This is a genomic window from Paenibacillus sp. MAEPY2 (assembly GCF_000499205.1).
In the GTDB taxonomy this organism is placed as follows: Bacteria; Bacillota; Bacilli; order Paenibacillales; family Paenibacillaceae; genus Paenibacillus; species Paenibacillus vandeheii.
Genome location: NZ_AWUK01000002.1, coordinates 1 through 23,890 on the forward strand (window position 1 = coordinate 1; position 23,890 = coordinate 23,890).

At 44.3% G+C, this 23,890-nt stretch carries 24 protein-coding genes; 5 read left to right on the top strand and 19 right to left on the bottom strand.

Annotation, left to right across the window (positions count from 1 at the left end):
* Positions 1–326: 326 nt before the first annotated feature.
* Positions 327–986: a DUF1232 domain-containing protein gene (locus P364_RS0101245; protein WP_029880639.1), complete on the bottom strand. Its 660-nt coding sequence runs from the start codon at positions 984–986 to the stop codon at positions 327–329.
* Between the two features lie 164 nt (positions 987–1,150).
* On the opposite strand from P364_RS0101245, the gene ytaF reads away from it, so the two are divergent.
* Positions 1,151–1,774, top strand: coding sequence for a sporulation membrane protein YtaF (gene ytaF, locus P364_RS0101250; protein WP_024628354.1), 624 nt, complete (start codon positions 1,151–1,153; stop codon positions 1,772–1,774).
* A 115-nt stretch (positions 1,775–1,889) separates the two neighbouring features.
* Here the strand turns inward: ytaF and P364_RS34980 are convergent, their stop codons facing one another.
* The 5 genes from P364_RS34980 to P364_RS0101270 form a co-directional block, all read right to left on the bottom strand.
* Entirely contained in the window at positions 1,890–2,414 is a 525-nt protein-coding gene (locus tag P364_RS34980; protein ID WP_442952307.1) for an isochorismatase family protein, read from the bottom strand.
* A gap of 42 nt (positions 2,415–2,456) precedes the next feature.
* Complete coding sequence (locus P364_RS0101260; protein ID WP_024628355.1) at positions 2,457–3,674, bottom strand: multidrug efflux MFS transporter; 1,218 nt, start codon at positions 3,672–3,674, stop codon at positions 2,457–2,459.
* 75 nt (positions 3,675–3,749) lie between these two features.
* The gene (locus P364_RS38005) at positions 3,750–4,262 is read right to left on the bottom strand and encodes a helix-turn-helix transcriptional regulator (protein ID WP_236642215.1); all 513 of its coding nucleotides are present in this window, start codon (positions 4,260–4,262) and stop codon (positions 3,750–3,752) included.
* 2 nt (positions 4,263–4,264) lie between these two features.
* Positions 4,265–4,582 (bottom strand): AraC family ligand binding domain-containing protein, encoded by a 318-nt coding sequence (locus tag P364_RS38010; RefSeq protein WP_236642214.1) that lies wholly within the window; start codon positions 4,580–4,582, stop codon positions 4,265–4,267.
* A gap of 264 nt (positions 4,583–4,846) precedes the next feature.
* Positions 4,847–6,088: an RICIN domain-containing protein gene (locus P364_RS0101270; protein WP_024628356.1), complete on the bottom strand. Its 1,242-nt coding sequence runs from the start codon at positions 6,086–6,088 to the stop codon at positions 4,847–4,849.
* 262 nt (positions 6,089–6,350) lie between these two features.
* On the opposite strand from P364_RS0101270, the gene P364_RS0101275 reads away from it, so the two are divergent.
* Positions 6,351–7,286 (top strand): carbohydrate deacetylase, encoded by a 936-nt coding sequence (locus tag P364_RS0101275; protein ID WP_024628357.1) that lies wholly within the window; start codon positions 6,351–6,353, stop codon positions 7,284–7,286.
* Between the two features lie 75 nt (positions 7,287–7,361).
* Here the strand turns inward: P364_RS0101275 and P364_RS0101280 are convergent, their stop codons facing one another.
* Positions 7,362–8,819 carry an alpha-L-fucosidase gene (locus P364_RS0101280; protein ID WP_024628358.1) on the bottom strand — a complete coding sequence of 486 codons (1,458 nt, stop codon included), beginning with the start codon at positions 8,817–8,819 and terminating at the stop codon, positions 7,362–7,364.
* A gap of 113 nt (positions 8,820–8,932) precedes the next feature.
* On the opposite strand from P364_RS0101280, the gene P364_RS0101285 reads away from it, so the two are divergent.
* Positions 8,933–9,775, top strand: a complete 843-nt coding sequence (locus P364_RS0101285; protein WP_236642442.1) for an AraC family transcriptional regulator — start codon at positions 8,933–8,935, stop codon at positions 9,773–9,775.
* Between the two features lie 319 nt (positions 9,776–10,094).
* Here P364_RS0101285 and P364_RS0101290 read toward each other — a convergent pair whose 3' ends face one another.
* The 6 genes from P364_RS0101290 to P364_RS0101315 form a co-directional block, all read right to left on the bottom strand.
* Positions 10,095–11,444, bottom strand: coding sequence for a glycoside hydrolase family 30 protein (locus tag P364_RS0101290; protein WP_024628360.1), 1,350 nt, complete (start codon positions 11,442–11,444; stop codon positions 10,095–10,097).
* Positions 11,445–11,466: 22 nt separating this feature from the next.
* On the bottom strand, positions 11,467–13,110 hold the full coding sequence (locus P364_RS0101295; protein ID WP_024628361.1) for a hypothetical protein: 1,644 nt from the start codon (positions 13,108–13,110) through the stop codon (positions 11,467–11,469).
* A gap of 70 nt (positions 13,111–13,180) precedes the next feature.
* Positions 13,181–14,068, bottom strand: a complete 888-nt coding sequence (locus P364_RS0101300; protein ID WP_024628362.1) for a carbohydrate ABC transporter permease — start codon at positions 14,066–14,068, stop codon at positions 13,181–13,183.
* A 15-nt stretch (positions 14,069–14,083) separates the two neighbouring features.
* Positions 14,084–15,073: an ABC transporter permease subunit gene (locus P364_RS0101305; RefSeq protein ID WP_024628363.1), complete on the bottom strand. Its 990-nt coding sequence runs from the start codon at positions 15,071–15,073 to the stop codon at positions 14,084–14,086.
* A gap of 117 nt (positions 15,074–15,190) precedes the next feature.
* A complete protein-coding gene (locus P364_RS0101310; RefSeq protein WP_024628364.1) occupies positions 15,191–16,213 on the bottom strand; it encodes a LacI family DNA-binding transcriptional regulator in 1,023 nt (340 codons plus the stop codon).
* A 75-nt stretch (positions 16,214–16,288) separates the two neighbouring features.
* On the bottom strand, positions 16,289–16,621 hold the full coding sequence (locus P364_RS0101315; protein ID WP_024628365.1) for a thioredoxin family protein: 333 nt from the start codon (positions 16,619–16,621) through the stop codon (positions 16,289–16,291).
* A 159-nt stretch (positions 16,622–16,780) separates the two neighbouring features.
* Between P364_RS0101315 and P364_RS37495 the strand changes: the two genes are divergently transcribed.
* Positions 16,781–16,918, top strand: coding sequence for a hypothetical protein (locus tag P364_RS37495; protein ID WP_161634258.1), 138 nt, complete (start codon positions 16,781–16,783; stop codon positions 16,916–16,918).
* Positions 16,919–17,039: 121 nt separating this feature from the next.
* Here P364_RS37495 and P364_RS0101325 read toward each other — a convergent pair whose 3' ends face one another.
* From P364_RS0101325 to P364_RS0101335, 3 genes are all read right to left on the bottom strand, one after another.
* Positions 17,040–17,333, bottom strand: a complete 294-nt coding sequence (locus P364_RS0101325) for a DUF3817 domain-containing protein (protein ID WP_024628366.1) — start codon at positions 17,331–17,333, stop codon at positions 17,040–17,042.
* A 173-nt stretch (positions 17,334–17,506) separates the two neighbouring features.
* On the bottom strand, positions 17,507–18,715 hold the full coding sequence (locus P364_RS0101330) for a macrolide family glycosyltransferase (protein ID WP_024628367.1): 1,209 nt from the start codon (positions 18,713–18,715) through the stop codon (positions 17,507–17,509).
* Positions 18,716–18,793: 78 nt separating this feature from the next.
* Entirely contained in the window at positions 18,794–19,762 is a 969-nt protein-coding gene (locus P364_RS0101335) for a LacI family DNA-binding transcriptional regulator (RefSeq protein ID WP_024628368.1), read from the bottom strand.
* A gap of 166 nt (positions 19,763–19,928) precedes the next feature.
* Here P364_RS0101335 and P364_RS0101340 point away from each other — a divergent pair, with 166 nt between their 5' ends.
* Positions 19,929–21,362, top strand: a complete 1,434-nt coding sequence (locus P364_RS0101340) for a glycoside hydrolase family 1 protein (RefSeq protein WP_024628369.1) — start codon at positions 19,929–19,931, stop codon at positions 21,360–21,362.
* A gap of 127 nt (positions 21,363–21,489) precedes the next feature.
* Here P364_RS0101340 and P364_RS0101345 read toward each other — a convergent pair whose 3' ends face one another.
* From P364_RS0101345 to P364_RS0101355, 3 genes are all read right to left on the bottom strand, one after another.
* Positions 21,490–22,494, bottom strand: a complete 1,005-nt coding sequence (locus P364_RS0101345) for an ROK family protein (RefSeq protein ID WP_024628370.1) — start codon at positions 22,492–22,494, stop codon at positions 21,490–21,492.
* A 117-nt stretch (positions 22,495–22,611) separates the two neighbouring features.
* On the bottom strand, positions 22,612–23,199 hold the full coding sequence (locus tag P364_RS0101350) for a sugar O-acetyltransferase (RefSeq protein WP_024628371.1): 588 nt from the start codon (positions 23,197–23,199) through the stop codon (positions 22,612–22,614).
* 41 nt (positions 23,200–23,240) lie between these two features.
* Positions 23,241–23,807, bottom strand: coding sequence for a sugar O-acetyltransferase (locus tag P364_RS0101355; RefSeq protein WP_024628372.1), 567 nt, complete (start codon positions 23,805–23,807; stop codon positions 23,241–23,243).
* Positions 23,808–23,890 lie beyond the last annotated feature (83 nt).

Sequence of the window (23,890 nt, forward strand, 5' to 3'; positions counted from 1 at the left end):
TTACATATAATATAAAACTTAGAATTTAATTGTATTTTTATGGTATATTATAGAGTCATAAAATGAGATACACAAGCACTTTTCTTGAAAATTATAGAAAATAATCCTTTTTAATGCTTTTATAAGCCTAATGTCTCTCCTTCCCTCACACATTTTACGCAAATGCGAATACCAGGGCTGCTCGGTTGATTCGAACGGTTCTTTATAACTATGACCTAGTCATTCTGACATCAAAAGAACGACGCGAAATCCTCTCGCGCCGTTCTTTTTTGATGTTCCGGGATATCGATTAAGGGCAGGAGTGGATCGTCCCCTAATGAATCTGCTCATGTACGCTGATTTAGACGATTCAACACCAGATAAACAACGATGGCATCATCCAGATAACCAATTGGAAAGAGATAGTCGGGAATCAAATCGGCAGATGAAATAAAGTATAACAATGCACTGCCGATCAGGGACCGATCATTCTCAGTTGTAATCTCATCACAGTATTGAAGATGCATTTCCTTCAAATGTTCAATGAACGGTCCTGCACCGTTTGTCTGGTTGATTTTCACCTCAAACTCTTTACAGATGATTCGATGCCCTTCATCCGTACGCGCATATTGTTCGTACTTGATCATTTCCTGCTCAATTCGCTCTGTTGTCACTGCAGGGTCAAATAACTGGGTATGTTGCAGGACTGACTTTATCGATTCAAGCGAATCCAGGATACCCAGCTCGGCCTCTTTTTTTCCGTGATGGATTGGATAGCCGGCAGCTTCAAGCAGAATATCCAGAGAAACATCCAGATATTCGGAAAAGACCTGCAAATGCGTGAGCTTTGGTTGCTGCTTCCCATTCAAGATCCGGGAAATGGTAGCGGTGTCCATTCCGCAAAGTGTGCTGAATTTGCGCATCGAGAGCGCACGTCTGGCTAGCAGAGGCTTGATCAAATCTCCGATATGACCATCCTTTATTTGATCATTTGCTCTCACCGGCATCCCTCCAGAGATATGATCGATAGTCTAGTATATGGGACAATGTCTGAAAGTTTACCTTATTCTTTCCACAACGGAAGCGTTTTGTTACCTTTTTCTCAAGGACGGGCACAGGATTCTCAACACCACATACATTAGGAGCAGACTACAGATCATGAGGTGATTTTATGGCATGGATGCTTATCTTAGCTTTGGCCGTCTCTTCGAGTCTTGACAACCTAGGTGTCGGACTATCGTACGGGATCAGAAAAATCAAAATCAGCCTATTTTCGAATTTTTTGATTGCCGTTGTTTGTTTACTGTTCAGTTATTCTGGCATTTTGTTTGGGAAATGGATTTCTGTCGTGCTTCCTGGCGTCTTCCCCATACTACTGGGAACATTTATCCTGCTCGTCATCGGTTTTCGTATCATCCTGTTATCGGTTCCCCGCAAGAAGCAAGAACATGAAGAGACCGATTCCCAAGCTCTCGGGATCGGGACCATTTTGCAAAATCCTGAACGGGTAGACCTGGATAAATCAAACCATATCGGAGTGCTGGAAGCATTGATCCTGGGCGTTGCTCTATCGACAAATGCACTGACGAATGGCCTAAGCGCCGGCCTGATGGGCTTGTCCCCCTTGTACATTTCCCTGACTGCAGCTATCGGCAGTTTTGTTACTGTATGGTTTGGCGTGTGGATGGGAACCAAAGCGGCAAATGTCCGTATTGGTTCGTTCACACTGGGTCAGTTCGGAACGCTGGTCAGCGGAATTCTCTTGCTGTTGATTGCAGCCAACAATTTGTTCTGATCCATTATAGAAAACTCCAAAAAGGAGACATCGGATCCGATGTCTCCTTTTTGAGCATTTTAGAACTCTAGTTAATAGATCCTTGTCATAATCGTGGACCATTCACCCGTCTATCCTATTTCAGTGCCGTAACCACTTCTTCACTGGACCGAATCCGACCCATTCTGGGGAAAATGGTTTTACAAACGTAGTCATGCTCTTCCTTGGTAGCAGCAGTCATAGCATCTTCTGCAAAAATCTGATGATAACCATGCTGATAAGCTTCTCTCGCTGTAGTATCCACTCCAATGGAGGTAGAAACGCCACACAATACGATTGTATCAATGCCCCGCCGACGCAACTGGAGGTCAAGATCAGTACCGAAGAAAGCCCCCCATTGACGCTTGGTAATCGTATGATAAGGGGTATGGGCTGCAATTTCAGGCACGAATTGATCCCAATCAGCGGTAAATTGAGCCGCTCCACGTTCCATATCCGTCTGGGGCTTCAACATATCTTTTCCATCCACGGTCGAGACTTTTACAAGCACTACAAAAGCTCCCTTTTCGGTAAAAGCCTGCGCTAACTTGGCCGCATTTTGCACTACTGACTCACCTGTATGGGGAGCCTGTTGCCGGCTATTTACAATCCCCTTCTGCAGACCAACGCTGTTTTTTCTGCTGCAAGCTGTTCAACTTCGGCTTTATTCAAGTTTTCCATGCTCTTCTCTCCCGTTCATTTCAAGTTTTTGGTATACCTTAAAATACACCCAGCCAGCGTTGATCCATATCAAAGCACTGGTAATCAGAAACACATATCGTATTCCCATCCAGGCGGCCACCTGTCCGCCTAAAACGGCACCGCCGAATACACCCAGATATCCGGCTGACATGTTAAAACCGAAGACTCTGCCTGTCAGAGAAGCCGGTGTAATTTTTTTAATTAACGTATTTACGGACGGAATCAGTCCGGCTGCCGCCAATCCCAATAAAAAACGCAGACCCATCAGCTGCCATGGACTCGTTACAAAAGCCTGGGCTATGAAGAGAATTCCGGCAGCTATAAGAGCAACCAATATTACTTTCTGTGCGCCTACTTGATCGGAAAGCCTGCCCAGTCTTGGTGCGGCAATCAGATTGGCCAGCCCTGATACGGAGAATACGATTCCGGCCATCAAAGCAACATGGGAAGTGTTACCGGAAAGCTGCGTAATATATACAGTGAGGATCGGCTCCACCGAATATAAGGCCACAGTTAGTACAAAAAAAGTAACAAACAAGTGAATCGTCAGACTTTTCTCAGGAACCTTTCGCCATACTTCCCTGAGGCCAAGCACCGCTTTGTCCTCTCGCGTGAACGACTCCTTCACGAATAAAGCAGTCGTAATAAACGCAATCATCATCAGACCACCTGTGATAAAAAAGGAATTCTGGAGCCCCCAGTGCCCCCCAATGAAACCTCCAATCGTCGGTCCAATAAGGGAACCTGCAATGTTGGCCGTTGAAAGTGTGCCCAACGCATAGCCCGCATGCTTGGAATCGGTCTGGGTAGCAATCAGTGTCGTACAGGCGGTGCTGTATCCGGTGATAACACCTTGTAACAGTCGAAGTCCGATGAGCATGTACACGTTGGATGCGAACCCCATACAACCTATGACTACAGCCATTCCCAAACTGGCTCGAAGGAGCATCGGTTTTCGTCCCCATCGGTCGGCAGCCGCTCCCCAAATCGGCGAAAAAAGGGCGGAAAGTACAAATGTTATGCCAAAGGCAATTCCAGAAAATTGGGCAATCGCCGCCGAATCATTCACACCAAGCTGCTTGATATAAAGCGGCAAAATCGGCACAATCTGACTCATGCCAACTCCTGTCACAAACATCCCAAACCAGCATACAATTAGATTTCTTTTCCACAGCGGCATGTCAACAGCCTTCCTCCCGCTTCACAATCATATCCTCATCTTAGCGGTCAGAAAGGCTATACACCATGCACTATATTAAACTCCATGGACATTTTTGCTGTAAAATTCCGAAGGACTCATACCTTCCGTTTGTTTAAATAACCTGCTGAAATAGAACTCGTCTGTGTAACCAAGGAGCTGAGCCACTTCTTTGACCTTACTGTCGCCTTCCAAAAGAAGCTCTTTCGCTTTGTCCATTTTCAGCTTATTGAAGAATTCAATGATGGAATATCCTGTAATTTCTTTGAATGTTCTCGATAAATAGGGAGGCGACAACTGCACCAATTCCGACAGTTCAGTCAAAGTGACTCTACTATGCAGATGGTGATGCATATAATTGATGATCTTTTCCATTTTCACGGATGTTGCGTAATTACGATGCCGCTTTTTAATATTTTGCGCAATTGCAATAATTAATTGCTGTAGTAACGTCTTGGCGATAAACTCATAACCGGGCAGTTTCGTGTTCCAGGTGTCCGCCATTTGTTTAAATACCTCGTCCACTTGATAATAGTCCTTTAACTGCTGGACAGCGGGCAAAGAGAACATCTTCACACATCCTTACGTACATTCCACGCACTGTCATTCTGCTCGATTTGCACATAACTGAAGTGTACGGACACAAAACTTATGGGATCATCAGAATCAATCACGATGAAGTGTGGAACATCAGGCTGAAGGTAGATGAGTATCCCTTCCTGAACGGTATGTTTTTTATTATTAACGGAAATCTCCGCTTTCCCGCCTGTAATAAGAATAAGCTCATGATGCTGAAGTGTCCGCACCCCTTTATTTGAAAATTTTCGCGGTTCATTCCTTTTCCTTGAATTGCAATACAAAATATGAAAATAAAGTTGCTCAATATTCATGATTCCCTCCACGTACCTATCTTTTTGGCCCTCTGCCCATCCCCTCTTCGGGTTCCCCGTTTAGGATTTCCAAAGAGTGGCACATTTAGTTGCAGGCAACTGTGTCTGACGTTTTCTCAACTGTTTGATTTAATCCTGTTTCTGACGAAGATAGACCTAAAAGAACAAAAAAACAAGCTGTCTCCAAAAAAATCATGGAGCGCAGCTTGTTTCCTGTCCTCTTTATAATTAGTACCCATCTCCCTATAAAGTATCGATATAGAATTAGTTCAATTTGGTGAATAACCATTTTTGGGCATCGGTTCCGTTATCATTCCATTGCTGGACCGCGGCCCCATCCGCTGTTGAGGAGCTCGCAACATCTACCGCCAACCCATTCACCTTGGAAATAATTTTATAGTAACCGTTACCCGCATCCTGGATGCTCCACCTTTGGGCGTTAGAGCCATTATCATCCCATTGCTGGAGTTGTACCCCGGCTGATGCTGTTGAATTGGGAACATCCAGAACTTTTCCACTGTGGACAGCCGTGAGTTTATAAAAACCATCTCCTGTGCTATCGACCCTGAACGTCTGGTTGCTCGCACTATAGTTGGTCCATTGTTGTACTTTAGCCCCGCTTGCTGTGGAGACATCCACAATATCCAACACTTTACTGCTTGCTTTGGAACCGATCGTATAGAGGCCCCCGCTGACAATATTCGGTGTACTTGCTGCTGCTTGATATACACGCACATAATCCACAAGCATTTGTGATGGGAACGGTGTCGCATTATTAGGGCTGCCAGGCCAATTTCCACCTACAGCCATATTCAACAGGAGGAAAAACGGACGCTGGAACTCTTCCGTGTTTCCTGTTCCATTTTCGATGTAAAACTCATTAAATTGTTTACCGTCCACAAACCATCTAATATATTTGGAGTCCCATTCGATGCTGTACACATGAAATTGGGAAAAATCAAGATTTTCCGATATCTTTCCATAATCGGCATGCCCGTTGGCATCCCAATGCACGGTACCGTTTACAAAAGCATTGTTGTTGACCCGTTCCATAATGTCGATCTCTCCGCTCTTGGGCCAACCGACGGAATTAATGTTGCTTCCCAGCATCCAAAAAGCAGGCCAAAGTCCCTGACCCGACGGCAGCTTGATACGCGCTTCAACTTTACCGTAAGTAAAATCTTTCAACCCCTGGGTTTTGATTCGTGCCGAGGTATAATTGCTGCCATTGTAATTTTCTTTGCGCGCGGTAATGACGAGATTTCCACCAGTAACTTGCAGGTTCTCGGTACGATTCGTATAATACTGCAATTCATTATTTCCCCATCCGCCGCTGCCCGTACCAATCTCTGCAGACCAATTTGACGTATTCAGAGAGCTTCCATTGAATTCATCACTCCACACCAGATTCCAATTGGTCGCTGCATTTGTCGTCGTGCCAGGCAGTAATGCGATCAGGAAACTGAACAGCACCAGCAGACTTACGATTTTTCTTTTCTTTAACAAACTTTTCCCTCCCCATATTAACGGACTGATACTGAACAGAGATACCCCGTTTTTTCTCAATCCGTAACAACGTTTACATTAAATGTATTCTGTCTGCGACTCAATTATTTCTATCCATGAACAGGATAATACACTGGACAAGACAGCATTTTGAAGTATTCTAACAGGTCTGTGCGAATGAACGGTCCATACCTTATGGGCTTTAATATATTGGGGACATGGCAAATGATTCGCTCTCAATGTGAGGAAGGAGATAAGCGGCATGAGCAGGCAAGTGATTATTAATGCGGACGATTTTGGGCTGTCGCCCGGCGTTAATCAGGGAATTATTCAAGCATATCAGGCTGGTGGAATTACGAGTACTTCGATGATGGTGAATATGCCGGGCCTCGAGGATGCATTGAGCTTAGCCCGCTCATTGCCTGAACTCGGAGTCGGTTTACATTTCAACTTGACTTACGGGAGACCCGTGTCCGACCCAGCCATCGTGCCTTCTTTGGTGAAGCCTGACGGTTCTTTTCATCAAAGCCCAATTGGATTGATGCGAGACATCGCTGATATCGCAAAAGAACTCGATGCTCAATGGAACGTTTTTGTTCAAGCATCTCGTTATCCTACACATCTCGATTCACATCAGCTGCTGCATCAAAACGATCCGATAATGTTCCAAATCATGGCGGAGAAAGCTGTCCGGGAAAACATCCCCCTTCGGAGATCACAAGTCCAGCATTCACCCCCTGCTAAGCCAGTCCCCCGGATGACGGATACGATTCTGCTGGATACTTACGGAGATCAGGAGGGTTTGCAGCGACTGCTTTTACATTTATCTAGACTCCCAGATGGCATCACCGAGATTGTATGTCATCCGGGATATGTAGACGATGCTCTTCGAGAGATTTCCAGCTGGCTGGACATCCGGGAGCATGAACTTGCAGTATTTGTCGATCAGGAAATCCCCCGAACGCTACAGGCGCTGGGCATTGTACCGATAAACTATAAAGCGCTGAAGGACATACCTAATGAACGCTGCATACTACCACCAATACAAATTGAATCACCTCCCAAACCTGTAGAAAAAAAAGGGCATAGCCAGTTGCGGCAGCGGATATTGAAGCGGCAGCGTATGGCTAAGATACATCGTTTGTCCCAAAAACGAAGAAAGCTCCGTCGCAGTTCTTCAACCCGAAAACGAGTATAACTCATTGCAGAATCGCACAAAAAAACAGGGAAATAACCAATACATATACCTATTGGTTATTTCCTTAAATATTTCCTATTCCAGTTCTAATTTAAATACAACGGGTGAGCCGCAATGCACGTTCCTTGTCGTTATCGTCAAAGACTCTTCCGTCCTGCTCCATTCGGGTTCTTCGTCGAAGCCCAACACCTGAATATTCCTGATCAGTCCATGAAAATGATGGGAATTCTCTTTTAGCGACCGAATATGAACAATCCGGTTCTCCGGGTAGACCAGAACCGTAGCATAGAGAAAACTTTCTTTTACGGTAAAGCGAATATCCTCACTTGTGAAAATCTTGGTCTCACCATCAGTAAACTGTCCTTCTTTCACCTCGGTCGGCCCTTCCCCATACGTCCGCCAGAACGTCGTGTCATAGATCGCCTCACCATTCACTTCCAGCCATTGACCTATGGCAAGCAGAATGTTCTTATCTTCATCGGGAATGGTGCCATCCGCTTTGGGTCCAATGTTTAACAGAAGACTGCCGTTTTTGCTTACAATATCGACGAGATCCCGGATAATCTCGACCGCAGACTTATAATCATTATTTTCTGTATAACACCATGAATTTTTGGCGACTGCTGTATCCGTTTGCCAGAAATACGGCTTGAGGTCAGCGAATTGTCCGCGTTCCACATCCGGTACGGCGCAACCGAGCATAAAAGCATCATGTTTATAGTTAATCGCTACCGGGATACCCCACTCTTCACCTTTGTTATAGTAGTAGGCGCTGAACTTTTTCAAGTAAGGTTTGAACGCAGCCGTCTGGATCCACCAGTCAAAATAAAAAACGCTCGGCTGGTATTGATCCACCAGTTCACAGCAACGAATCAACCAATCTTCCAAATATTCATCCGTTGGAGGTGAGCCATATAAGTCATGATGATCCGGCTCCGGCATGGCAGGCCAGTAGAAATCACCGCGCCGGAGCGGTTCCTTGATATCCGAGTCAAACGCTTTGCCATGAGACATGAAGAACCAGTGCTCCGCCCGGTGAGATGACACACACAGAACCAACCCCTGCTTCTCATATGCGGCCTTCATCTCCCCCAAAAGATCCCGTTTGGGACCCATTTCAACTGTGTTATAGTGAGATATGGCGCTTTTATACATTTGGAATCCGTCATGGTGCTCTGCGACTGGCATAACGTATCTGGCTCCTGCCTTTTTAAAAAGCGCAGCCCATTCGTCTGCATCAAAATTCTCTGCCCGAAACATCGGAATAAAATCTTTATATCCAAAATCCTTCGGAGGCCCGTAAACAGCAAGGTGATGTTCATGGGCTTTGGAGCCTTCCATATACATATTTCGCGAATACCATTCATTATCAAATGCAGGGACGGAGTATAGTCCCCAGTGAATAAAAATACCAAATTTCGCGTTACGATACCACTCGGGAACCTGGATTGCACTCAGTGAATTCCAGTTGTCTTTAAATTTGCCTTCGTCAATGGTCGCTTCAATATGTTGCAAATATTCATTTTTGTCCATTATGCAATGTCACCCTTCCGTTATCCTATTCACCTGTATTGTAGTGACTTGAGCCATAGATAGACATGAAGAGCATTAACTTTTAGATGGACAAAATTAACCTTTGTAAGGAGATGAAGATTGTGAATGACAGGACATTGCTCACGAACCACTTATCCAATCTGCAGGTTGAATTGTTCATGGTCAACTATAATCGGTGCGAAACGGACTGGAAAGATCTCGATTACACACCTGATTACAGTAAGTTCTATTTTATCTGCGAAGGGGAAGGCTGGCTCAAGATTGGAAATCAGGAATATTACCCAACACCTGGCCAACTGTTTTTGATGCCCGAAGGAATAAGACAGTCTTACTCTGCCATCAGTGATCGTCCTTTTCTCAAATACTGGTGTCATTTCAGCGCCAAGGTCGGAAACCTCAACCTGTTTCAAATTCTACGGCTCCCTCACTTTTGTGCGCCAGCTGATCCGAGACTAGTTCAGGAAACCTTTAATAGCATCCTTACTTATGCCAGATCGGGCGAGATCTATGCTCATATGATGGCCAAAAGCAAACTAATGGAGTTACTTTCCTATTATGTAATGAATCTGGATCTGAATCAGATTTCTTATGTAAATGCGCCTGTCATGGAGAAAATGTCTGCGATCCTTGCTTATATCGAATCCAACGTCGAACAGAATATTACGGTTCAGGATCTGGCTCAGATCGCTTATATGCATCCCAATTATTTTATTCGTTTCTTCAAGCAGCAGATCGGGGTTCCACCCATCCACTATATAACTAGCAGAAAAATTGATAAAGCTAAGGAGCTCCTGACCTCTACATCAAACACAGTGACTGCCATAGCTGAATACCTCGGGTTTAGTGACTTGTATTATTTCTCGAGACAATTCAAAAAGCATACAGGGCTTAACCCGACAGAGTATCGCAGACAAACAACGATTATAACCTCTTGAGGATTTATGTAAGTTTTCACCTGAAAAGATTCCGCAAAGGGAACTCCATTGTCATAACTCGCTGCGGTTCCCACCTCCTTGTAGTAGCAATATTTTATATCAAACCATTTCAGCGGGAATCAGTATGTGCTGTTTATTGATGAGAGCAGCGGAACACCAAATTTAGCGATCCAAAGAGTATAGGCTCACTGGACGCAATATAAAAAGGCGATGCGGAGAGATTTTTTTCTCCGTATCGCCTTTTCTTTCCATGCCATCCACTATCTAAACAGCCTGTTAGAACTACTTCCCGCCGAGCTGGGGTGAACACTGCATTACTCTACTCTTGGTTGATCAAAATGGACAAAGCACTCTTGGACTCCAGTTGGAAACTTAACAGCTCCTCTTCTTTTAGCTGAACCTGTACATTTCCTGTCTCTTCTCCGTCATTGAAAAGCACAACGGCAATCGAACCATCTGTATTTTTGAAGGCTACAGAACGAATGGATGCCTCATTGGAGGAAGAGTCAATACGTACCGCTTTGGGACGAATCAAGGCACTGAAATGAGCCAGAGCATAATAATCGAGAGTATAAGTAAGCTCTTTAGTTTGCTGGTTGACCTTCACAATGCCACGACACGTACTTTTCCCGAAGCCAGGAACGGTAGGGCCATTGTTCTCATCAAGTGCCATATTCCAGAGTACAAAAGATTTGCTGTAATTGCGAAGAATCTCAATACCTGTTCTGATTACATTGGAGAAGGCCTGTTCGAATGGAGGAATCCACTCCCCACCTGATCCTTCGGTGAAGTGCACCTCTTTACCGGCAAATGCTTCATACACCTTCGTTTGAGCCGAGGCTTCGCCCCCATACCAATGCCAAGCCACTCCATCTACCTCTTCTCCCGCCTCTTCAAGCACGGTTAGCGGGTAATCCGGACGATCCCAGTTGTGATCATAACAGAGGATTTTCGACTGAATATCATTTCTGACCAAAGCAGGCTTCAGATGATTCTTGATAAAGTCTGCTTGTGCTTCTGCTGGCATCAACATGCCGGGATAATGACCAGGTTCATAAAGTGCTTCATTCTGTGGTGTCACGGCATGGATAGGTAATCCATGCGAAGCATAGGCTTGGATATACTTCACAAAATACTCCGCATATGCAGGATACCACTCATTCTTTAATTGACCTGTAATCATGGAGCCGCTTGTTTTCATCCAGCCCGGGGCGCTCCATGGTGAAGCGAACAGCTTCAGATCCGGATTCAACTCCAACGCCTTTTGGGTCAAAGGAATAACATCCGCTTCATCATGTGCAATGCTGAACCCGGAACATTCCGGGTCTGTTTGGTTTTCTGGCAGATCATTATAGCTGTACACCGTTCTCGCATAGTCTGAAGCTCCCATCGGATTACGAATGACCGACAATCCAATGCCTTCCTCGGGATGGAACAACCGGGTCATGACTTCAGCTCTCTGCTCTTCGCTTAAGATCTGGTTGATCAGATAGGCAGATGAATCGGTAAAAGAAGCCCCGAAACCATCCATCTCCTGATATGTTTGCTGATCATCCAGAAGGATTGTCGTTGTCTCCGACCGGGGGTCTTGCGGTTGTAATTGATCTTGGGATACGGATACAAACAATGCATCTTCTCCGGTAGATTTGTACATTTTGAATTTCGTCATATGCTTTCCCTCCACAATCCTCTTATTGGATACCCAATTTCTCTTTATTCAGTTTCATCTTCTCACTACGTACCTTCACGATGTCATCCCAACGGTTATCACCCAAGAATGACTTGTAAGCGGCAAGTGCATTGTCAAACGAGGCATCGTCCTTGGCACGTACCATGCTTACCAGTGTGGAGTTCCACTTGGCGTTGATCGCGGACAACGCACGTGCTTCAGGTGTTCCTTGATTCGGACTAATATTCTCGAGAATGAAGTGTGGTTTCAGCTTTCCTTTACCCCACTCTTGCATTTGTTTAATAGCTTCCGGGAAAGCATCCGCACTCAGCGCTTTGTGACGGTCATGACCAAAGAACATGAATTCACCCATCCGGTATTCCTTCTTGAATTTGTCCGCATTGTGCAGTTGCAGGTCTTTCACAGCTGGCAGCAGCTCAACCGTACCATCTGCATTCTTTTGATACGTCTCGCCTTCAATACCATAGTTCATCAGAAGCTGACCTTCTTCACTAAGGAGATACGTAAAGATTTGAATCGCTTTGGCCGGATCTTTGGCATCCTTGGAGATGAAGTTGATCATCCAGCCTGTAATACCGGATTGATTAAGTGTCGGTGCATTCCCCTTGGTGCTTTGTGGCCCATCAATTGCAACATACTCTTTGCCTTCATTGGCACTCAGATAAATTTGCAGATTTCCTCCCTGTTGAGGAGTTCCATCCAGCAGCATCGTTGCATATTTTCCGGATTTTACTTTTTCCTCAAAGGCCGTACCATCATCAGCAAAGCTGTCATCACTAATGTTTCCGTCTCTGTATACCTTATTTAACGTCTTCAGCCATGTAAGATAATCCTCATCCTGATTGCGATCGTAGAATTCTCCATCTGCAGTTTCAAGCGGCACGCCAATGAAATCCTGCAATACATCTCCGAGTGAACCTGTGCCTTCACCGATGGAGTTAAAACCAAATGGAATCAGCGTTGGGAACTTTTCCTTGATCTGTTTCATCACACTTTCGAATTCCTCTGGCGTTCCCATGACAGGACTTCCGAGAGCTTCGTATACATCCTTACGGATGATAAATGCTGTTTTGGCCGGGATGTTACCGCTATCATAATCGGCTTGCGTATTGGAATAGTTTGGATAGCCATACGTCTTGCCATCAGCTAACTGGAACCAGTTCAGCGTGTCGGCAGCAGCTACCTTGTTAAAGTATGGATCATATTTCGCCGCAAGATCATTCAGCGGCATAGCCCAGGTTGCAGCTTTTTGCACCACCGGGGAGTTGGAGTCAAACACGGTCAGCAGGTCAGGCATGTCACCACCGGCAAAGAACGTGTTTAATTTCGTATCATCACCTGTAATGAATTTGATATTGATGTTTAAGTCTTCTTTGATCTTCTTAGTCACAATGTCTTTGCCAAAATCCGTGTTCCACCAGTCCGCATTAACGTACCAGGTCAGGTCTGTAACCTCTTCCTTTTTATCCAGCTGCCAGGCTGGTTTTTCCGGATCGACGGTATAGCGATCTTCTATGGAAACCCAGTTCCCTTCGCTCGAACCCCCTGAACCACTACTACAGCCTGTAATCATGATCACTGCTGTCAGCAATGCCGCGAACAGTTTAACTCCTTTTTTGCCTGCTGCCTTATTCATATTGAACATATTGTTTCCTCCTTAAAGTTAGGTGAGAAATATGGAATAGAGCGAACTTTTTAATGTACCTTGATGCCCCTTACTCCTTGACCGCTCCCAGCATCATACCCGAGATAAAGTATCTTTGAAGGACGGGATAGATCAGTACGATCGGCAGTGTGGTAATAACAATTGTGGCTAGTTGTACCCCTTTAGTCGTTGTTTCAACGACTGCCGAGCCGCCGATATTTTGCATCGATTGCGTCTGGGACTGAACGATAATTTCGTACAGCATCATTTGCAGCGGATACAGAGACTGATCGGTAATGTACAACTTGGTTGTCATAAAGTCATTCCACTGTCCCACCCCATTGAACAGTGCGATGGTCGCCATGGCTGGCATGGACAGCGGGATAAAGATTTTCAAGAAGATATGCCAATCCCCTGCACCATCAATTTTGGCTGACTCCTCCAGAGAATCCGGAACATTCCGGAAGAAATTCATCAGAATGACGACATCATAAAAGCTGAACAATGCCGGAATAATGTACACCCAGAAGCTGTTGAGCAGACCGAGTGATTTGATCAATAAATACGTTGGAATCATTCCGCCAGAGAAGAACATTGTGATAACACCCATGGCAACGTACAGTTTACGACCACGTATGTACTTTTTGCTCAGACCGTAGCCGACCATGGCACAGAAGAACACGTGTGTAACAACGCCGATGGTTGTTTTGGAAACCGAGATGAAGAACGCTTGCCAGATGTTCGAATCGTTGAACACGGCTCTGTAATTCTCCAGCGAGAACTCCGGTGACCAGAAGATGAACCCGCCTTCCGCCAAAGCTTTGCCTGAGCTAAAAGAAGAGATGATGACATTCCAGAGCGGGACTATAATAACAACAGTACAAATAACGAGCAAAATAATATTTAAGGTATCAAAGATCCGACTATCAAGATCTTCTTTAGCCGCCTTTCCATTCACACGGGATGCCCCCTTCTACAGCACAGATTGATTATCGTTTAATTTGCTTGTAATTTTGTTCGCGGTGACCAGCAGAATAACAGACACGATCGAGACGCCCAGACCAACCGCGGTAGCATACGAAAAGTCACCCTGTGACATCCCCATACGATATACATACGAATTGATAACTTCGGCCTTGTCACGGTTCTGCGAGTTCATCAGAACCAGCGTCTGGTCCAGATTGGAACCGAGTAAACCGCTTACAGTAAGAATCAGGTTAAGGCTAATAATGGACTTCATGTTGGGCAACGTAATATTCCAGATTTGTCTGAGACGGCTTGCACCATCTATTTTGGCTGCCTCATAATACGTAGGATCAATCTTCGACATAATCGCCAAATACAGAATCGTTCCCCAGCCGGCCTCTTTCCAAATATCGGATAAGACTGCAATCCACCAATACTTCCCTGCGTCCAGCAAAATGTTTTGCGGCTGCGAGATGACTCCCAAGCTGAGCAGCAGCTGATTAAATAATCCCGTTGTTGAGAACCAGGTGATTAACATACCGCCCAGTACGATCCAGGACAGAAAGTGAGGTAGATATGAAATCGTTTGCACAAACTTTTTGAAGCGTCCGCTGTTTAATTCATAGATCATGATTGCCAGGATAATCGGAATAACGAATCCAATACCCAATTTCAAAAAGCTGATCCCCAGCGTATTAACTACGGCATCCCAAAAATATTTGTCTGACATAATAATTCTGAAATTTTCCAACCCGACCCAAGGTGCGCTAGACAGTGTATCAATGACGGTGTAATTCTTGAAGGCAATCGTCAATCCATAGATCGGAATGTAACAAAAAATAATCATAAAAATGATGCCGGGTATAATCATCGATTGAATTTCCCATTGTCTTCTGTAATCGATGACGAACTCTTTCATTCTTTGTCCGATCGGTTTCCTTCCTCCCGGCCTTACAGGCTTTTTACCGGTTGACGTCTCTACGGCTAATTTACTCACGCTCTTTTGCTCCCCTCCAACTTAAGCATCTCTTCATAAAAACGTTTTTATTTTTCGGCAAAAAAACCCCCTGATCTCAATTCTATCATTAAAAAAGACCGGAAATGATTGAATACGTTAGGTTAAATAATCACTCCGGTCGATCTTCACATGACTTGAACCCCGTATAATAAGTTCACCCGCCAATTTTTGTGAAACTCCATGTTCCTTCTTCTTGATCATGCGAACCAGGTGGTTGATCGCCAGTATACCCTGCCTCGCAATCTGATTTCTTACGGTACTTAATGGCGGGGAAAAATATTGGGCAATATCAATATCATCGAAGCCTACTACACTTACATCCTGAGGAACTTCAAAGCCGTGCGACTTCAATGCATGGATGCAGCCAATTGCACTCACATCATTTCCTGCAAGAAAAGCATCAGGCAGCTTGGCAGGATGCAGATGAAGAAAAGATTTTACAGCACTGTAGGTGCCCTCTTCCTCAAAATACCCTTGTAGGATGTAATCATCATCCAGCGGAAGCTGGTATTCACGCAAAGCGGCCAGATAACCATCTCTACGCTGATTACTATCAAACATGGTGTCCACGCCGGAAATGTAGGCGATTTTCTTGTGACCCAGTCCAATTAAATACTTGGTCGCTTCGTAACCCGCCACAAAGGAGTCAAAAATGACGCTTCCCATCGTATCGCTCTGATAGACCCGATCCAAAAATACAGCCTTGATCTTGTCTTTCTCCATAGCGATAATATCCTGCTCATCAATTCGCAGCTCTTCGTAGATGATAACACCATCCACACGCCGTCCCAGAATATTACTCATAATGACCTGCTTATCCTTCGTCACAAATACATTCAGCCCGTAACCCAGACGATCGCATTCGCGAGACATGGATTCAACCAGCTTATAAAAATACGGACCCGACACACTTGTGGTGAAAAAGCCCAGCATCTTGGTTTGTCCGGACTTCAGCAGCTTGCCGTTCAGGTTGGGAACGTAGTTTAAACGCTCTGCTACCTTCAGGACATGCGACTTCGTCTCCGGGTTCAAGACATCCACGCCGTTCAAGGCGTTGGAAACCGTAGAAATGGATACACCGGCTTCCCTTGCAACATCTTTAATTGTAATCTTTCCCATAATTTTTGTTCCTTTGCTATAAAAACGTTTTTATATATTTTAAATTAGCATAAAACCGTTTTCAATACAACACTTTTATGAATACATACGATAAATCTGTTGTAACTGCTCTTCCAATCGATCAAAGCGTACAAAACGATCTGCTCGAATATATTCTTTTTGCTCTACAAACATGATCATTGTCGGGACTGTAAAAATTAAAAACCTCGACGCCACCTCTTCCACCTGGTTCGCGTCGACGTGTCCCAGGTATACCATGGGGTACGCCTCAAGCAGTTCCCTAATTTTAGGAAGCAAGGCGTGACATACACTGCACTCCGGTCGAGATACGTACAAAAAAACCAATTCATTTTGTTGAAGAAACTCATCTACCATTTCTATGGATGTTAACTCACGGTGTTTTTTCATAGAGGACTCCCTTCCGCTGTTGGCGGTTTTAAGTTTATCATGCATGTTTATCCGGTACAAAATGTGTACGTATCTAAATTTAAACATTTTCTTTTCAAATACAGCCTGCCTGGATTACAATAAAATGGAAGATCACCCCAAATGAAAAGAGGTTATTCAATGAAAAAATCAGTTCTTTTTCTGTTCACTGCCCTGATTGTCGTGTCCTCCTTCTCAGCTTATGCACCCGTGTCTGATGCCGCTGGCGATATTGGAGTCAGCCTGCAATCCGATCGGCAACAAGGCACGGTAAAATAAACAATACACACTTTTCCAAAAACACTCTTTCAAAAAAAGATTTTGCACAGAAACAGCAGGCGACCAGTTCGGATAACTTCCGGAGTTGGTCGCCTGCTGTTATTGTTCTTTTCATCGATTCTTACGTCCAGTCTATCTTGCGAAGATAGGATTCGAATACAAATGTTCCAAAAGGCAACAAGCCGGCTACCAATCCCATGAACCAGCGTGAAGCTTTCCATTTCTTCACCACTGCCAAATGCACAAGTGCAATCAGATATAGCGGAAAAAGAATGCCGTGAATCATGCCCATAATGGTTACTGGGGAAGATATATCGGCAAAATATTTTAGCGGCATGGCTATAAAAATCAACAGCAGCAACGATACCCCTTCCCATATGCCTGCAATTCTGAATCGACCTGTCACTGTCTTCACCTGTTCTATCTCACCTTTCCAGCGGTTAGTTTGTGAAATATGTAACTTGTTACAAGATGCTTCAAGTTGAAGCTGCATCGTATGTAATGATGCAGCTTCTTGAAACTTCTTGTTCAGTATACCGCATGGTTCCGGTTCAAAAATGCTTCAATTTTGAATAATTGATGACTGAACTACCCGTGAGTGAGATATTGACTTTTAAATTCAAAAATCGCATCAACAGCGCAATGATAACCGCCTGATTTTTGAAAGGACTCCCTAATATTTGCAGCAGCTGTCTTGAAAGCAGAGACGTTTAACACTTCATCTACCGCTTCACGCAGCTGAAGGGCAGTCAACGTTTGCATAGATAAACGGATGCCGGCTCCCCTACTGGCCACCTGCTCAGCAATGATCGGCTGATCCGCGCTTTGAGGAAGGATAATGAGGGGAACCCCGAAATATAGTGCTTCATTCGTACTGTTCATCCCGCCGTGTGTGATGAATAATTTTGCAGACTGCAATACATCCATTTGTGGAACATAACGTTTAACGATGAAATTTTCCGGGATTTCTCCCAAATCAGCCATTGGTGTTTTCTCCCCTACAGACATGACAATGGTATCATTGGTATTCCCAAAGACTTCAAAACAAAGCTTATAGAAATCAAGAGCTTGGTTAAAAATTGTACCCAGTGAGATGTAAATCGGTCTTTTCCCTTTAATTGCTGCCAGGTCGAATTCTTCATGCGTTAGTCGCGAAAAGATGGATGGTCCTACAAATTGATACGTGTGGTCAAATGCTTCTCCATCAGGCTGAAATTCCCTTGTTGTATATACGATGGTAAGCGGTGCGGGATTGCAAAACACTTCGTAGGGAGAAGGAAGCTCCACTTCATATTTTTCCTGTAACCTGATCGTCAGGCTATGGAATCTATCATTAATAGGTTGGACGATTTCCGCAGGAACGTTGAATTGAAATTGTTGCATCAAATGATTGAATGAATCTTCGGTCTGTGCAAAAGAAGTACATGAATTAATTGCAGGAAGCTTCAAAATTTGCGCAAGCAAGTGTCCGCAGCCAAACATGGAATCATGGATAATGTAGTCAAAATGTTCACCTTTGATCTGTTCAAGCACGCTCGGAATGACGATATCTGCCGTAAGCATAAGACCGTTAACCCGTTCAAGCAAATAATCTCTGCCACCTGAAATAAAGGCTTTAATGAATTTTTGATCGTCAAAGGTTCGGACTATAGCACCCGTCTTCTCCATACGTTCCCGATACGCTTCTATCGTAAAGTACACAACCTCTTCTCCGCGTGAAACCAGCTCTTGCACTACCCCGATCGTTGGATTGACATGTCCCTCTGATCCACCATTAATGAATAATACCCGCGCCATTTCGACCACTCCTTCGGTATACTTTTGTTCTCCTGAATTTTGTAAGAATTTGCAAACGAGCACGTCCTTTCCCAGCATTTAGGTAGTTGAACGCTCAATCAGTTGAAATTCCAGCTGCTGAGCCTGTAACTCCTGCTTGCCAAGGACGGCCCATAATCGGTGAAAGGCCTGCGTAGCCTGTTCTGCAATCGGATTATGTATGGTTGTTATTCCAAGAACACGGGACAGCTCAATGTCATCGAAACCAACAATGGCAAGTTGTTCGGGAACCCGTATATTCTGCTTGCGTGCCTCAGACCAAATTCCAATCGCTGCATAATCATTCGAACATAACACGGCTTGAGGAAGTTCTGGCCGACTCGCCATTCTTCGCATCGCTTCTTCTCCATCAGATGAGCTAAACACCGAATATTGATAGGCTTCACGCCATACAGGCAGACCCTTATCTGCCATAAATGATTCATAGGCTAACCGCCGGCTCTGGGTATTCAGGCTTTCTGCTCTGCCAAAGGCATTCGCAATACGTGTATACCCTTTGGAAACCAAATGCTCAAGTGCCAGCCTGTAGCCATGCGCCTGATCCATGGCCACTGACGGAATTTCGTCATTTCCCATCCGCTGCCAGGATACAATCGGACCATACTCGCAATAGGCTTTCAGCTTGTCGGGATGATTGACACAGGTCATAATTACGAGTCCATCCACCCGTTTACTCCGCAGATCCTCGAACGCCTGCAATTCAATTTCCTTATCTCCACGCGAAGTATAAATCAAGGTCTGAAATCCATAATCCATCGCGGTATCAATGAATTGATTCATGAACGTAAGAATAATCTCGTTGGTTGCGGATGTGACAATCCCAATTTGTTTCGTCTGTCCGGTGGATAACGAAACGGCATTTCGATTCGGTATATAGTTTAGCTGTTTCATGATTTCCGTTATTTTCTGCCGGGCCGCGTCACTCACATGCGGTGAATGATTAATCACTCTGGACACCGTAGCCTTCGAGTAACCAGATTGCTTCATAATTTCATCGAACTTGGACACATGAAGTCTCCTTTCTTGCTGACTTTCTATGATGAATTACAGTTTGCCTCAAAATATATAAAAAGTAAAACTTGACGTGTAACCCGTTCCAACGTTTAAGCTTTTTTTATGCAGTGCTGCTGTATGTAACATCCACAATGAATTCATAACGATAGGAGCGATATGTATGAGTCATTCTCTACATCCATCATTCAATTTCCCCGAAAACTTCCTGTGGGGTGGTGCCATTGCGGCCAACCAGGCAGAAGGCGCATATAATCAAGGTGGCAAAGGATTGTCCACCCAGGATGTCGCACCTAAAGGTATCATGGGTCCAATTACTGAAGAACCTACTGAAGATAACATGAAACTGATCGGAATTGACTTATATTATCGTTACAAAGAAGATGTGAAGCTGTTCGCCGAGATGGGATTCAAGGTGTTCCGTACTTCCATCGCCTGGTCCCGCATCTTCCCTAAGGGCGATGAATTGGAACCTAATGAAGAAGGTCTTCAATTCTATGATGATCTCTTTGACGAGTGTCTTCAATACGGAATTGAACCACTGGTCACACTTTCTCATTATGAGACACCCCTGCATCTTTCCAAGGAATATGACGGCTGGGTCAATCGGAAGATGATTGGTTTCTACGAGCGTTATGTGACTACCGTATTCAAACGTTATCAAAATAAAGTAAAATACTGGCTCACATTCAACGAAATCAATTCCATTCTGGAAGCACCATTCATGAGTGGTGGCATCTATACACCGAAAGAGAAGCTCAGCAAGCAGGATCTTTATCAGGCAATACACCATGAGTTTGTAGCCAGTGCTTCTGCTGTGAAGCTCTGTCATGAGATCATTCCAGGTGCGCAGATTGGCTGTATGATGCTCAGTATGCCGACTTATCCGCTCACACCGAATCCGGATGACATGATCAAAGTAATGGAATTCGAACATAGCAATTATTTCTTCGGAGATGTGCATGTAAGAGGCCGTTATCCAGGATACATGAAACGTTATTTCCGGGAAAATGGAATCCAGATTCAAATGGAAAATGGCGACGAAGACATGCTGCTGCATACCGTTGACTTTATTTCCTTCAGCTATTACATGAGTATCTGTCAAACGGCTGATCCGGACAAACAAGTTGCCGGTGAAGGTAATCTGCTTGGCGGTATACCTAACCCTTACTTGCCTGCAAGTGAGTGGGGATGGCAGATCGATCCGCAAGGACTTCGCTATGTTCTCAACATGTTCTATGACCGTTATCAGAAACCACTCTTTATTGTGGAAAATGGTTTGGGAGCTGTGGACGAACTTATTACCGGATCTGATGGTGAGAAGACAGTGGAAGATGACTACCGTATTCAGTATCTGAATGATCATCTTGTTCAAGTCGGGGAAGCCATTGAAGACGGCGTTGAAGTTATGGGATATACATCCTGGGGATGTATTGATGTGGTCAGTGCATCTTCTGCACAATTGAAAAAACGCTATGGTTACATCTATGTTGACCGCCATGACGATGGTTCAGGAACACTCGAACGGTATCGCAAAAAATCATTCCACTGGTACAAAGATATCATCAGCAGTAATGGTAAGAGCCTAAAACGTTAAAAAATTGCTATCATTGCAAGCAGGTGCATTCCTGCTCGCCCCCAGCAGAACATACGGACAAGCATTGGGTACACCATGTTTTGTATTGTTTTCTGCTGGGGGATTTTTATTCATTCATACCATAGATTCAATTGAATTGGACCAGGGTCGGTTCCAGTGATTTCAACGTTAACCACCGCATTCCTGCCTCAAAATCTGCCTGGAAAGAATCGATCAGAATAATGTCAGGATAAGATGGCATTGACAGCTCAGCTTGATACATTCCCCATGCTTGAACAACCGCTTCTTCTTCAACCATCTTCTGGTATATCACAACTTTATCGGGTGCAAGAATCGCATTGACCGTTTGAATCATTTTGCATACCGTTTCAATAAACGTTTCCTTTGCCACTGAGGAATACCAATCCATTCCCATTGGGAGGTACTTCACTTCCCCCGCCATGCCAAGTTTTCCTTTGATCACTTTGCCGTCCAGATAAATGCCCATGCCCGGAGGATATTTGGTTGGAAAATAGATCCCAATGACACAGTGATCTTCGTCTAGCTCCTGTTTGGCGCAATATCCGCTGATTGCAGCATTCACATCATTTTCCACCATCACTGGTAATCCGAACTGCGCTTCAAGATCTTCAATCATGCGTATACCTTCTAGCTGTTGGTGACTGCTCACCATAATTTTTCCATTCACAGTTTGCCCCGGAATACCGATACCGATCACTTTAATGGAAGCATGCTGAGCCAGCACGTTCTCAATAATTTCATAGAAGTGTTTCTCATCAAAGGTTGGCATCGTATATTCTTCTCTGAACACCATACGATCCTCTAGGTTAATGACGGTGGCCGTGATCAGATCCTGCCCCTGCTTATCGTTGATGTACATGACCAAAGCCGAGCTGAAATCATAATTATATCGGTAGGTTAGTGCCGGTCTTCCCCCATTGGATGGCACTGTTTCATCCTCAAACAGCTCACCCAGATCACATAACTCTTTTACCAGTGAATTGACGGTTACTACACTGAGCTTGGTCAAGGAGGCCAGTTGAGGTTTGGTGGCTGTTTCCACCCGTTTCATGACCTGGCGTACATGGTTTATATTAATTTCTTTCATCAAATACGCATTCGCTATTTTCACAAGCACCCTCCTCCAAACTTTCTTATTCGATGTAGTAACTATACAATATCTCCATAGGGTTTAAAAACACCCGATGAAAAACATCGGGCATCCTGAAGGTTGATATACACTTGTTGATTAACCTCTGCTGTACTTCATTTTGTCTGCTTCCGTTATTTTGCGAATAACTCTGCACGGGTTACCCGCAGCGATTACATCAGAAGGAATGTCTTTCGTGACTACACTGCCTGCCCCAATAATTGTGTTATCTCCAATAGTCACACCCGCAAGAACAGTCACGCCGCCCCCGATCCATACATTGTTGCCCACCGTGATGGGACCTACAATCTCAAGACCTTCGTTACGCTGTTCCACATCATAAGGGTGACCGGCAGTATAGAATCCACAATTTGGAGCAACAAAAACGTTGTCACCAAAACTGATTTTGGCTCCATCCAGCATAACGATATTATGATTACTGTAGAAATTCTCACCAATTTCAATGTTATAGCCGTAGTCACATACAAACGGCTGCTCGATCAGGAAACGATCCGTCGTTTTACCAAGCAATGTTTTGAGCAACGCTTCTCTCTCGGTGGTCTTGCCTGGATGAAGCTGATTATACTCGTAACAAAGCCCTTTCGCGTACAAACGCTCATCAATCAATTCTTTGTCGTAATTCGCATTATACAGCAGTCCCAGTTGTGATTTCTCTTTTTCTGTCATGAATTCCTGTGCCTCCAGCTCTTCTGTCCAAAATGAATGGTTTAAAGCTCTATCTCTCTAATAATTCTAGCAGGATTCCCACCAACAATCATGTTATCCGGGACATCTTTTGTGACTACAGCACCGGAAGCAATAACGACATTGTTCCCAATGTTGACTCCTGGATTAATTACTGCCCTGCCTCCGATCCATACATTATTTCCAATGGTTACTGGCTTTCCATACTCTGCACCTGTTATTCGTTCGAATGGATTCAAGGGATGAGTAGCGGTATATATGTGAACGTCAGGTCCCATTAAACAGTTATCTCCAATGCGCACTTCACATACGTCGAGTATTGTACAGTTAAAATTAGTATAGAAATGCTCTCCAACATGAATGTTGTATCCATAGTCAAAATGAATATTCGGTTCCATGCTCAAGTGTTCACCCGTGGAACCCAACAGATCTTTCAATACCTTTGTACGGAGCTCACCATCAGTTTCTATAGTCTGATTGTACATGCGTGTCATTCTTCTTGCATATTCCCTGTCTTGAGACAATTGGGGATCGGAAGCCAAATACAGCTCACCATCGATCATTTTTTGTTTTTCCGATTTTGCTGTCATATTGCTCATGATTGTTTCCCCTTTGTGTCCATTATTGTTTGCCTGCCATTAAGTACGAACTAATAAATTAAGATACTTTATAA

Coding starts and splice junctions, on each gene's coding strand:
- P364_RS0101245 (WP_029880639.1), bottom strand. CDS start 986: ATGCCGGTGAGAGCAAATGATCAAATAAAGGATGGTCATATCGGAGAT.
- ytaF (WP_024628354.1), top strand. CDS start 1,151: ATGGCATGGATGCTTATCTTAGCTTTGGCCGTCTCTTCGAGTCTTGAC.
- P364_RS0101260 (WP_024628355.1), bottom strand. CDS start 3,674: ATGCCGCTGTGGAAAAGAAATCTAATTGTATGCTGGTTTGGGATGTTT.
- P364_RS38005 (WP_236642215.1), bottom strand. CDS start 4,262: ATGTTCTCTTTGCCCGCTGTCCAGCAGTTAAAGGACTATTATCAAGTG.
- P364_RS38010 (WP_236642214.1), bottom strand. CDS start 4,582: ATGAATATTGAGCAACTTTATTTTCATATTTTGTATTGCAATTCAAGG.
- P364_RS0101275 (WP_024628357.1), top strand. CDS start 6,351: ATGAGCAGGCAAGTGATTATTAATGCGGACGATTTTGGGCTGTCGCCC.
- P364_RS0101280 (WP_024628358.1), bottom strand. CDS start 8,819: ATGGACAAAAATGAATATTTGCAACATATTGAAGCGACCATTGACGAA.
- P364_RS0101285 (WP_236642442.1), top strand. CDS start 8,933: ATGAAGATTGTGAATGACAGGACATTGCTCACGAACCACTTATCCAAT.
- P364_RS0101290 (WP_024628360.1), bottom strand. CDS start 11,444: ATGACGAAATTCAAAATGTACAAATCTACCGGAGAAGATGCATTGTTT.
- P364_RS0101295 (WP_024628361.1), bottom strand. CDS start 13,110: ATGTTCAATATGAATAAGGCAGCAGGCAAAAAAGGAGTTAAACTGTTC.
- P364_RS0101310 (WP_024628364.1), bottom strand. CDS start 16,213: ATGGGAAAGATTACAATTAAAGATGTTGCAAGGGAAGCCGGTGTATCC.
- P364_RS0101315 (WP_024628365.1), bottom strand. CDS start 16,621: ATGAAAAAACACCGTGAGTTAACATCCATAGAAATGGTAGATGAGTTT.
- P364_RS37495 (WP_161634258.1), top strand. CDS start 16,781: ATGAAAAAATCAGTTCTTTTTCTGTTCACTGCCCTGATTGTCGTGTCC.
- P364_RS0101330 (WP_024628367.1), bottom strand. CDS start 18,715: ATGGCGCGGGTATTATTCATTAATGGTGGATCAGAGGGACATGTCAAT.
- P364_RS0101340 (WP_024628369.1), top strand. CDS start 19,929: ATGAGTCATTCTCTACATCCATCATTCAATTTCCCCGAAAACTTCCTG.
- P364_RS0101350 (WP_024628371.1), bottom strand. CDS start 23,199: ATGACAGAAAAAGAGAAATCACAACTGGGACTGCTGTATAATGCGAAT.
- P364_RS0101355 (WP_024628372.1), bottom strand. CDS start 23,807: ATGACAGCAAAATCGGAAAAACAAAAAATGATCGATGGTGAGCTGTAT.